Source organism: Actinokineospora bangkokensis (genome assembly GCF_001940455.1).
In the GTDB taxonomy this organism is placed as follows: domain Bacteria; phylum Actinomycetota; class Actinomycetes; order Mycobacteriales; family Pseudonocardiaceae; genus Actinokineospora; species Actinokineospora bangkokensis.
Map to the genome: position 1 here is coordinate 1 of NZ_MKQR01000011.1, position 12,576 is coordinate 12,576.

General features: G+C 77.5%; 1 protein-coding gene. It reads right to left on the reverse strand.

Annotation, left to right across the window (positions count from 1 at the left end; all coding sequences use genetic code 11):
- Positions 1–12,558, reverse strand: a 12,558-nt coding sequence (locus BJP25_RS33275) for a type I polyketide synthase (protein WP_075974851.1), incomplete at its 3' end; no start/stop codon positions are given.
- Between the last annotated feature and the right edge of the window lie 18 nt (positions 12,559–12,576).

A 12,576-nucleotide genomic window follows, 5' to 3' on the forward strand; every position in this document is an offset into this window, starting at 1 on the left:
GGCCAGCGCCTCGACGGCGCGGCGGGGCTCCATCGGGCGCAGGCCGCTGCGGGCCAGGTCGGCCCCGGCCCGGCCGCCCGCCATGCCCTCGCCCGCCCACGGGCCCCAGGCGATGGCGGTCGCGGGCAGCCCGGCGGCGCGCCGCTCGGCGACCAGAGCCTCCAGGGCGGCGTTGGCGGCGGCGTAGGCGGCTTGCTCGCCGCTGCCCCAGACCCCGGCGATGGAGGAGTAGACGATGAACGCGTCGACCTCGCCCACGACCTCGTGCAGCACGCGCGCGCCCTCGACCTTGGCGGCGGCGACGCGCGCGTAGTCCTCGGCCGTGGTGGCCGCCAGCGGCGCGGTGTGCGCGACGCCCGCGGTGTGGATGACGGCGGTGGGGGCGTACCGGGCGACGACCTCGGCCATGGCGGCCCGGTCGGTCACGTCGGCGGCGACGGTGACGGCCTCGACCGACCCGGTGGCGCGCAGCTGCGCGAGCAGGGCCTCGTCGGCGCCGCGGCGGCTGACCAGCACCACGCGGTCCGCGCCCTCGGCGGCGACCCAGCGGGCGGCCTCGGCGCCGAGCGCGCCGCCGCCCCCGGTGATCAGGACGGTGCCGCGCGGGCGCCAGGCCCGCGGCGGCGAGGCGGGGGCGATGCGGCGGGCGCGGGCGTGCTCGCCCAAAGCGAGCTGGTCCTCGCGGCCCGCGATGGCGCGCGGGAGGGCGGCCCAGCCCGCGGGGTCGGTGATGGTGACCGCGCCGCCGAAGCGGGCGGGCTGCTCCAGGGCGGCGACGCGCGCCACGGCGAGCACGGCGGGGTCGGCGCTGACCACCCAGGTGGTGCGCGCCCGGCCCAGCGCCTCCACCAGCAGCGCCGGGTCGGGGTCGACCAGCAGCAGGGTCTCGTCGGCCAGCTCGTCGAGGTCGGTGATGCGGCGCAGCGGCGCGGGGGCGTCCCCGAGGGCCACGACCGGCTCGGCGGCGGTCTCGCCCAGGGTGATCCCGTCCCACTCGACCCGGTAGAGCCACGGGTCGACCGGGGTGGGGGCGGCGTCGAGCCAGTAGCGGGTGCGCTGGAAGGCGTAGGTGGGCAGGGTCAGGGGCCGGGTGGTCGGGGTCAGGCGCGCCCAGTCGACGGTGCGGCCCGCGACGTGCAGCCGGGCCAGGGCCTCCAGCAGCGCCGCGGCTTCGTCGCGGTCGCGGCGCTGGGCGGGGACGCAGCCCGCGACCAGCGGGGTCAGCGCGGCGTCCGGGCCCACTTCGAGCACGTGGGCGGCGTTGAGCCGGGAGACACCGTCGGCGAAGCGCACGGTGCCGCGCACGTTGTCGACCCAGTAGTCCGCGCCCGTGCGCTCACCCGCCACCCGGATGAAATCGATCCGGGGCTCGGCCAGCTCGACGGTGTCGAGCAGGGCGCGCAGTTCCGGCAGCACCTCGTCCATGTGCGCGGAATGGAAGGCGTGGCTGACCTCCAGGCTCGTGGCCTTGAGCCCACGCGCCCGCGCGGCGTCGAGCACCGCGAGCACCGCGTCCTCGTCCCCGGTGACCACAGTGGACTGCGGGCCGTTGACGGCCGCGACCTCCACGCCCGCCGGGAGGTCGATGTCCTCGGGAGCGGCGCCGATGGCGGCCATCGCCCCGCGCGCGGCCACCGAGCCCATCAGCGCGCCGCGGGCGACGACGAGGCGGGCGGCGTCGGCCAGGGTGAGCACGCCCGCGACGTGCGCGGCGGCGATCTCCCCGACCGAGTGGCCGATGACGACGTCCGGGGTCACCCCCCACGACTCCAGCAGCCGGGCCAGGGCGACCTCGAAGGCGAACAGGGCGGGCTGGGCGAACTCGGTCTCGGTGATCCGGGTCTGCTCCCCGGCCAGCTCGGCGCGCACGTGCTCGGGGTAGAGGGCGAGCACGGCGTCCCACGCCCGGGCGAACTCGGGGTGGGCGGCGGCCAGGCCCCGGCCCATGCCGACGCGTTGCGCGCCCTGGCCGGTGAAGACGAACGCGGTGCGCCCGCGCGCGGCAGTGCCGCGGAAGACGCCGGGCCCGGTCAGGGTGGCCAGGCGGGCGACCAGCTCCGCGCGGTCGCCGACGACGACCGCGCGGTGCGGCAGGTCGGCGCGGGTGGCGAGGGCGGCGGCGACCTCGGCGGCGGGCTCGTCGGTCAGGTGCGCGGCGAGCCGGGCGGCCTGGGCGGTCAGCGCCGCGTCGTCGTGCGCGGACAGCACCCAGGCGTGCGGGCCACCGGTCTCGACGGCGGGCGCGGGCGCGGTGGTGACCTGCTCCAGGACGACGTGGGCGTTGGTGCCGCTGATGCCGAACGAGGACACCCCGGCCCGGCGCGGCCGGTCGACGGCGGGCCAGTCGCGGTTGGCGGTCAGCAGCTCCACCGCGCCCTCGGACCAGTCGATGCGCCCGCTGGGGGCGTCGACGTGCAGCGAGGCGGGCAGCACGCCGTGGCGCATGGCCTGCACGGCCTTGATGATCCCGGCGACGCCTGCGGCGGCCTGGGTGTGGCCCAGGTTGGACTTGACCGAGCCGAGGTACAGCGGCTGCTCGCGGTCCTGGCCGTAGGCGGCCATGAGCGCCTGGGCCTCGATCGGGTCGCCCAGCACGGTTCCGGTGCCGTGCGCCTCGACCAGGTCGACCTCGGCGGGGTCGAGGCGGGCGGCGGTCAGCGCGGCGGAGATCACCCGCTGCTGCGACGGGCCGTTGGGGGCGGTGAGGCCGTTGGACGCGCCGTCGGAGTTGACCGCGCTGCCGCGCACGACGGCGAGCACGTGGTGGCCGTTGCGGCGCGCGTCGGACAGCCGCTCCAGCAGCACCAGGCCCGCGCCCTCGGCGAAGCCGGTGCCGTTGGCGCCCTCGGCGAACGACCGGCAGCGGCCGTCGCCGGACAGGCCCTGCTGGCGGGTGAACTCGACGAAGACCCCGGGCGTGGACATGACGGTGACCCCGCCCGCCAGGGCCAGGTCGCACTCCCCGGTGCGCAGCGCCTGCGCGGCCAGGTGGACGGCCACCAGCGACGACGAGCACGCGGTGTCGACGGTGATCGCCGGGCCCTCCAGGCCGAAGGCGTAGGCGACCCGGCCGGAGACGACGCTGGCGGAGTTGCCGGTGCCCAGGTGCCCCTCGACGCCCTCGGGCACCGCGACCAGCCGCGAGGCGTAGTCCTGGTACATCACGCCCGCGAACACGCCGGTGCGGCTGCCGCGCAGGCCGTGCGGGTCCAGGCCCGCGCGCTCGAAGGTCTCCCAGGAGACCTCCAGCAGGATGCGCTGCTGCGGGTCCATCGCCAGCGCCTCGCGCGGGGAGATGCCGAACAGGCCCGCGTCGAAGTCGGCGGCGTCGTGGAGGAACGCGCCCGCGGGGGCGCCGGGGCGGCCGCCGGTGAGCGCGGCGACGTCCCAGCCGCGGTCGCCGGGGAACGGGCCGATGACGTCGCGGTTGCCCGCCACCAGCTCCCACAGGTCCTCGGGGGTGGCGATGCCGCCGGGGTAGCGGCAGGCCATCGACACGATCGCGATCGGCTCGTCGACCGGGCGCGCGGGCGCGGTGGTGGTGGCGCGGCGCGCGGGGGCCTCGCCCACGACGCGGGCGGCCAGGGCCGCGGGCGTGGGGTGGTCGAAGACGAGCGTGGCGGGCAGCCGCAGACCGGTGGCGGCGGCGAGCCGGTTGCGCAGCTCCACGGCGGTGAGCGAGTCGAAGCCCAGGTCGGCGAAGGCGCGGTCGGGGTCGACCGAGGCCGCGGAGGCGTGGCCGAGCACGGCGGCGGTGGTGGCGCGGACCAGGTCGAGCGCGGCGGCCGGGGTCAGGTCGGCGGTCGGGGCGGCCGTCGCGGCGGCGGCCCGGCGGCGGCGCGCCGGGACCAGGGCGCGCAGCAGCGGCGGCACCTCGCCCGCGGCCCGCACCGCGGCCAGGTCGAGGTCGAGCGGCGCCAGGACGGCGGCGCCGGTGCGCACGGCGGTGCTGAACAGGGCCAGCGCGTCGTCGTCGGTGAGGGCGCGGGCACCGCCGCGGGCGGTGCGGCGCAGCTGCGTGCCGTCGAGGTGCCCGGTCATGCCGCTGGCGCTGGCCCACAGGCCCCACGGCAGCGAGGTCGCCGGGACCCCGGCGGCGCGCAGCTCGACGGCGAGGGCGTCGAGGGCGCTGTTGGCGGCGGCGTAGCCGGACTGGCCGGGGTTGCCGAACACGCCCGCGGCCGAGGAGAACAGGACGAAGGCGGTCAGCTCTCCCGCCAGCTCGGCCAGGTGCCGCGCCGCGGTCAGCTTGGGGGCCAGCAGCGCGTCGAGCCGGTCGGGGGTCAGTGCGGTGACCACGCCGTCGTCGAGGACACCCGCGGCGTGCACGATCGCGGTCACCGGGTGCTCGGCCAACAACGCCGCCACAGCGTCCCGATCGGACACATCGCACGCCACGACCTGGACGTCCGCGTCGATGTCCGGAACGGCACCACCGGAACGGCTGGCCAGCACCACGTGGCGAACACCGTGCTCCGCCACCAGGTGACGGGCCACCAGCAGGCCCAAGGTGCCGGTACCACCGGTGATCAGCACCCGGCTCTCGGCGGTGAACGGCTCGGTGACGGCGGTGGTCTCGGCGCGGACCAGGCGCGGGGCGAGGACTCGGCCGTCGCGCACCACGAGTTCGGGCTCGTCGGCGTTGACCGGGGTGGCGCCCAGGGACCCATCGGTGTCGACCAGCGCGAGGCGGCCGGGATTCTCGTTGGCCGCGGTGCGGACCAGGCCGCGCGCGGCGGCGCCGTCCACGGTGTCGGTGGTGCGGACGGCGAGCAGGCCCGCGGCCTCGTCGGCCAGGTGGGCCTGGACGGCGGCGAGCACGTCGGCCAGGGACATGCCGTCGATGTCGAGCACGGCATCTGCGGGCTCGTGCGCGACCTCCACGCGGTCGAGCGCGTACAGGGCGGCGCCGGTGGCGGGGGCCAGCGCGGCGGTGTCGAGGGGGCGCAGGGCAAGCGCGCCGACCCGGACGACGGGGGCGCCGTCGGCGTCGGCGGCCGTGACGGTCACCGCGTTCGGGCCCGCGGCGGACACGCGCACCCGCAGGGCGGTGGCTCCGGTGGCCGAGAGCCGGACGTCGGAGAAGGAGAACGGCAGGGCGGCGCGGACGCCCGCGTCGACGAACCCGCCGAGGGCGATGGCGTGCAGGGCGGCGTCGAAGACGGCGGGGTGCAGCCCGAAGCGCTGGGCGGCGGCGTGCTCGGCGTCGTCGAGGCGGACCTCGGCCAGGACGTCGTCACCGTCGCGCCACACCCGGCGCAGCCCGCGGAAGGCGGGGCCGTAGCCGAGGTCGCGGGTGGCGAGGTCGGCGTAGAGGCCGTCGATGTCGACCTCGACCGCGCCGGGCGCGGGCCACTCGGTGACGGCGGGGGCCTCGGGCGCGGTGGCGGTGAGGTGGCCGTCGGCGTGGCGGGTCCACGGGGCGTCGTCGGCGTCGGGTCGGGAGTGGACCGACACGGGGCGGCGGCCGCCCTGGTCGGCGCCCACGGAGACCTGGAGGCGCAGCGCGCCCTGCTCGGGCAGGGTGAGCGGCTGGTGGAGGGTCAGCTCCTCCACGTGCGGGGCCCCGGTGTGCTCGCCCGCGCACAGCGCCAGCTCGACCAGCGCGGTGCCGGGGACGATGAGCCGCCCGGCGACGACGTGGTCGGCCAGCCAGGGGTGGTCGTCGAGGGCGAGGCGGCCGGTGAGCACGGCCCCGTCGCCGTCGGCCAGCGAGACCAGCGCGCCGAGGAAGGGGTGCCCGGCCGCGCCCTGGCCGAAGCCGCTGGGCGCGCCCGCGGCGGCGGTGACGCGCTGCGGCCAGAAGCGCTCGTGCTGGAAGGGGTAGGTGGGCAGGTCGACGGGCTCGGCGCCGGGCAGCACCAGCACCCAGTCCGGGGTGATGCCCGCGACGACGGCCTCGCCCAGGGACAGCAGCATCCGGTCGAGCCCGCCGTGGTCGCGCTTGAGCGAGCCGACCGCGACCACGTCGTCGGGCAGGGCCATGGTGAGCACCGGGTGCGGGGAGCACTCGATGAACGTGCCGAACCCGTCGTCGACCAGCCGCGTCACCGCGGCGGCGAACTCGACGGTGGAGCGCAGGTTGTCGAACCAGTACCCGGCGTCCATGCCCGAGCCGTCCTCGACCCGCCCGGTGAGGGTGGAGTGCACCGGCACGAGCCCGACGCGCGGCCGCACCGGCGCGAGCGCGGCCAGCAGCTCCTCGCGCAGCTCGTCGACCTGGGCGGAGTGGGAGGCGTAGTCCACCGGCACCCGCTTGGCCCGCACGCCATCGGCCTCGCACGCGGCGACCAGCTCGTCCAGCGCGGCGGGCTCACCCGACACCACGACGGCGGCGGGCCCGTTCACCGCGGCCACGGAGACCCGGTCCCCGAACGGCGCGATCCGCGCCCGCACCTCGGTCTCGCCCAGTGCGACCGACACCATCCCGCCGCGCCCGGCCAGCCGCCGCAGCACCTGCGACCGCAGCGCCACGACGCGGGCACCGTCCTCCAGCGACAGCGCGCCCGCCACGACAGCAGCGGCGATCTCACCCTGCGAGTGACCCACGACGGCGGCAGGCTCGACGCCCCACGACCGCCACACCTCGGCCAACGACACCATCACGGCCCACAGGACCGGCTGCACGACGTCCACGCGCTCCAGCAGCGCGGCATCGCCCAGGGCCTCGTCGAGCGACCAGTCCTTGAACTCGCTCAAAGCCGCATCGCACTCGGCCAGGCGAGCCGCGAACACCTCCGACGACGCGGCCAACTCACGCGCCATCCCGACCCACTGCGAACCCTGACCCGGGAACACGAACACGACCCGGCCCGGCTCACCCGCGGTCCCCTGCACCAGCGCGGGGTGCTGCTCCCCCGCCGCCAGCGCGCGCACCGCGTCGACGCCCAGGGCGACCGCCCGGTGGCCGAGGTGGGCGCGCGTGGTGGCCAGGGCGAACGCGGCGCGGGTGGCGGGCAACGACGGCAGCGCGTCGGCGAGGCGCTGGGCCTGGGCACGCAGCGCCGCGGCGGAGCGGGCGGTCAGGACGAGGGGGGTGAGAGCGGTGTCCGGGGCCAGCTCCGGGGCGGGGTCGCCCTGCTCCAGGATGACGTGGGCGTTGGTGCCGCTGACGCCGAAGGAGGAGACCGCGGCGCGGCCGGGCCGGTCGGCCTCGGGCCACGGGCGGGCCTCGGTCAGCAGCTCGACGCTGCCCGCGGTCCAGTCCACGTGCGGGGTCGGCGCGTCGACGTGCAAGGTCTTGGGCAGGGTGCGGTGGTTGAGTGCCAGGACGGACTTGATGATCCCGGCGACGCCCGCGGCGGCCTGGGTGTGGCCGATGTTCGACTTCACCGAACCGAGGTACAGCGGCACCGAGCGCCCCTGGCCGTACGTGGCCAGCAACGCCTGCGCCTCGATCGGGTCTCCGAGGGAGGTGCCGGTGCCGTGCGCCTCCAGCATGTCCACATCGGACGGCTCCAGGCGCGCGTTGGCCAGCGCCTGCCGGATCACCCGCTCCTGCGACGGCCCGTTGGGGGCGGTGAGCCCGTTGGACGCGCCGTCCTGGTTGACCGCCGAGCCGCGCACGAGCGCCAGGACGCGGTGGCCGTGGCGGCGCGCGTCGGACAGCCGCTCGACGACGAGCATGCCGACGCCCTCGCCCCACCCGGTGCCGTCGGCGTCGGCGGAGAACGCCTTGCAGCGGCCGTCGCCGGACAGGCCGCGCTGGCGGGAGAACTCGATGAACGCCGTGGGGGTCGACATGACCGTCACGCCGCCGGCCAGGGCCAGCGTGCACTCCCCCGACCGCAGCGCCTGCACGGCCAGGTGCAGCGCGACCAGCGACGCCGAGCACGCCGTGTCGACAGTGACCGCCGGGCCCTCCAGCCCGAAGACGTAGGACAGGCGCCCGGAGACGACGCTGGCGGAGTTGCCGGTGGCCAGGTGGCCCTCGACGCCCTCGGTGGAGCCGGTGAACAGCGGCGCGTAGTCCTGGCCGTTGGTGCCCACGAACACGCCGGTGGCGCTGCCGCGCAGGGTCGGGGCGGCGATGCCCGCGCGCTCGAAGGCCTCCCACGTGGTCTCCAGCAGCAACCGCTGCTGGGGGTCCATCGCCAGCGCCTCGCGCGGGGAGATGCCGAAGAAGTCCGCGTCGAAGCCGGGCACGTCGCGCAGGAACCCGCCGGTGGCGGTGTAGCTGGTGCCGGGGTTGTCCGGGTCGGGGTCGAACAGGGCGGCGAGGTCCCAGTTGCGGTCGTCGGGGAACGGGCCGAGGCCGTCGCGCCCGGCGACGAGCAGGTCCCACAGGTCCTCCGGCGCCGCGACCCCGCCGGGGAAGCGGCAGGCCATGCCCACGATCGCGATCGGCTCGTCGGACCCGGCGGCGGCCACGACCGAGGGCACCCGGGTGGCGGCGACCCCGTCGAGCAGGCCGTCGACGTGGCGGGCCAGGTCCGCGGCGGTGGGGTGGTCGAACACCGCGGTGGCGGGCAGGGACAGGCCGGTGGCGGCGTTGAGCGCGGTGCGCAGCTCCACCGCGGTCAGCGAGTCGAAGCCCAGCTCGCGGAAGGCGCGGTCGGCGGGCACGGCGCGCGCGGAGGCGAAGCCGAGCACGGCCGCTGCGGTCTCCCGCACCAGGTCCAGCAGCGCCTGGCCGCGGCGGTCGGCGGGCAGCGCGCGGAAGCGCTCGGCCTGGGCGCCGAGGTCGGGGGCGGGCGCGGCGGCGCGGGCCGGGGCGAGGTCGGAGAGCAGGCGGCCGGGCAGGGCGAAGACCGACCAGTCGATGTCGACCACGGTCAGCGCGGGCAGCCCGGAACCCACGGCCAGCGCCAGCGCGGTCACGGCGCGGTCGGCGGTGAGCGCGGCCAGCCCGGAGCGGGCGGTGCGGGCGGCGGCCTTGTCGCCGGTGGCCATGCCGTCCTCGGCCCACGGGCCCCAGGCGATGCTGGTGCCGGGCAGCCCGGCGGCGTGCCGGGCGCGGACGAGGGCGTCGAGCTCGGCGTTGGCGGCGGCGTAGTTGCCCTGGCCGGGCGCGCCGAAGGTGGCCGCGGCCGAGGAGAAGACCACGAACGCGTCGAGGTCGCGGTCGCGGGTCAGCTCGTCGAGCACGCGCACGGCGACGGGCTTGGCCGCGGCGACCGAGGCCAGCCGCTCGGGGGTGAGCCGGTCGAGCACGCCGTCGTCGAGCACCCCCGCGGCGTGGATGACCGCGTCCGGCTCGACGTCGGCGAGCAGCGCGGCCATCGCCTCCCGGTCGGCGGCGTCGACGGCCACGACCGCGGTGCCCTCGGGCAGGCCGTCGGGGACCGCGCCGCCGCGGCGGCTGGTGAGCACGAGCCGGTCGGCGGTGGCCGCGGCCCAGTGCGCCACCCGCACGCCCAGCGCGCCGGTGCCGCCGGTGATGAGCACGGTGCCGCGCGGGGTCCACGACGCGGCGGTCTCGGCGCGGGCGAGGCGGCGGGCGCGGTTGCCGTCGGGGGTGAGCAGGACCTCGGTCTCGCCGCCGCCGAGCACCAGGGCGAGCCGGTCGGCGGTGGTGTCGGCGGGGGCGTCGACCAGCCCGCCCCAGCGCTCGGGGATCTCCAGCGCGGCGGTGCGGCCCAGGCCCCACACCGCGGCCTGCTCGGGGGCGTCGGCCAGCGCGCCGGTGGTCACGGCCCAGACCGGGACCGGGGTGTCCACCAAGGACTGGAGCAGCGCGAGCAGGCTCGCCGCGGTGGGGTGCAGGGCGAGCACGCCCTCGGCGGACCCGGCGGCGCCCGGCACCTCGGCGGCGTCGACCACGCGGGCGCCCCGCGCGGCGAGGTCGGCGGCCAGCGGGGAGTCGGGGTCGCCGACGACGAGCCAGCTCCCGAGCGCGACGGGCGGGTTCTCCGGGACCGGGGTCCAGTGGTCGCGGTAGTGCCAGGGCGTGCTGGTGGGGGCCTCGGTGGCGGGCCAGTAGCGCTCGCGCTGGAAGGGGTAGGTGGGCAGGTCGACGACCCGGCCGCCGGTGTGCAGGGCGGACCAGTCGACCTCGCCGCCGGTGGCGTGGACGTGGCCGAGGGCGCGCAGCGCCGTCAGCGCCTCGTCGCGGTCGCGGCGCTGGGCCGGGGCGCACGCGGCCAGCAGCGGGGCCAGGGCGGCGTCCGGGCCGATCTCGACGACGCGGGCGGCGTCGAGGCGGGCGGCGCCGTCGGCGAAGCGGACCGCGCCGCGCAGGTTGCGGGTCCAGTAGTCGGCGTCGGCGGGGTCGCCGGGGCCCGCGGCGGGGACGAACTCGATCGCGGGCGCCGACCGGGGCAGCGAGCGGACCAGCGCGGCCAGCGGCGCGACGGCCTCGTCCATGTGCGCGGAGTGGAAGGCGTGGCTGACCGCGAGCCGCTTGACGCGCACGCCGCGCGCGGCGTGCTCGTCGGCCAGGGCGGCCACGGCGTCGGCGTCGCCGGAGACCACGGTGGAGTCCGCGGAGTTGACCGCGGCGACCTCCACGCCCGCGGGCAGGGCGATCTCCCGCTCGGGCAGGCCGATCACGGCCATCGCCCCGCGCGCGGTGACCGCGCCCATGAGCCTGCCGCGCTCGACGACCAGCGCCGCCGCGTCGGCCAGGGTGAACACGCCCGCCACGTGCGCGGCGGCGATCTCCCCGACGGAGTGCCCGATCACCACGTCGGGCCGCACGCCCCAGGAGGCGAACAGCCGCACCAGGGCGACCTCGAAGGCGAAGATCGCCGGTTGGGCGAACTCGGTGTCGTCGAGCCGCGACTGGTCCTCGACCAGCACGTGCCGCACCGGGGCCGGGAACAGCGCGACGACCTCGTCCCAGGCCGCGGCGAAGACCGGGAACGCCGCGGCGAGGCCGCGGCCCATGCCCGCGCGCTGCGAGCCCTGGCCGGTGAAGGCGAACGCGGTGCGCCCGCGGGTGACCGAGGCGGGGGTGATGGCGTCGAGCCCGGCGAGCAGTTCCTCGCGGGTGGACCCGACGACCACGGCCCGGTGCTCGAAGGCGGTGCGGGTGGTGGCCAGCGAGTGACCGATGTCCGCGGCCACCCAGTCCGGTGCGGCGACGAGCGCGGCCTTGAGCTGGGCGGCCTGGGCGCGCAGCGCGTCCTCGGTGCGCCCGGCCAGCGGCCACGCCGTCGGCCCGGCGGCGGGGGCCGGGCTGCCGGTGTCGCCGGTCCCGTCGGGGTCGGCGGTGCCCGCCTCGACGGCCTGCTCGACGGCCTGCTCGACGGCCTGCTCGACGATGATGTGGGCGTTGGTGCCGCTGATGCCGAACGAGGACACCGCCGCGCGCCGCGGCCGGTCGACCTCGGGCCAGTCGCGGGCCTCGGTCAGCAGGGAGACCGCGCCGGACTCCCAGTCCACCTGCGAGGTCGGGGTGCCCAGGTGCAGCGAGCGGGGCATCACGCCGTGGCGCAGCGCCAGGATCGCCTTGATCACGCCGGAGACGCCCGCGGCGGCCTGGGTGTGGCCGATGTTGGACTTGATCGAGCCGAGGTAGAGCGGCTCCTCGCGGTCCTGGCCGTAGGTGGCGATGACGGCCTGGGCCTCGATCGGGTCGCCCAGCGGCGTGCCGGTGCCGTGCGCCTCGACCAGGTCGATGTCGGTGGTCTCCAGCCGGGCGTTGGCCAGGGCCTGCCGGATCACCCGCTGCTGGGAGGCGCCGTTGGGCGCGGTCAGGCCGCTGCTGGCGCCGTCGGAGTTCACCGCGGAGCCGCGCAGCACGGCCAGCACGCGGTGGCCGTTGCGCTGGGCGTCGGACAGCTTCTCCAGCAGCAGCAAGCCGACGCCCTCGCCGAAGCCGGTGCCGTCCGCGCCCTCGGCGAAGGACTTGCACCGGCCGTCGGCCGAGAGCCCGCCCGCGCGGGAGAACTCGACGAAGCTGCCCGCGTTGGACATGACGGTGACCCCGCCCGCGAGGGCGAACTGGCACTCGTCCTGGCGCAGCGCCGACGCGGCCAGGTGCAGGGCGACCAGGGAGGACGAGCAGGCGGTGTCGACGGTCAGCGTCGGGCCCTGCAACCCCATCGCGTAGGCGACCCGGCCGGAGACGACCGAGGCGGCGCTGCCGGTGCCGACGTAGCCGGCGACGTCGTCGGCCGCGCCGTGCAGGCGCACGGCGTAGTCGTGGTACATCACGCCCGCGAACACGCCGGTGCGGGTGCCGCGCAGCGAGCGGGGGTCGATGCCCGCGCGCTCGACGGCGGTCCAGGCGTGCTCCAGCAGCAGGCGCTGCTGCGGGTCCATCGCCAGCGCCTCACGCGGGGAGATGCCGAAGAACCCGGCGTCGAACAGGCCCGCGTCGGCGAGGAACCCGCCCTGGGCCACGGTGAGCGCGCCGGAGCCGTCGACGTCGCGCAGCGCGTCCTCGGCCCAGCCGCGGTCGGTGGGGAAGCCGCCGATGCCGTCGCGGCCCTCCGACACCAGCCGCCACAGGTCCTCCGGGGAGCGCACGCCCCCGGGGTACTGGCAGCTCATGCCGACCACGGCGATGGGCTCGTGCCGCTTGCCCTCCGCCTCGGCCAGCCGCCTGCGGGTCTCCCGCAGGTCGGCGGTCGCCCGCTTGAGGTAGTCGAGGACCTTCGCGTCATCGGCCACGAGCGGCCACCTCCCGGT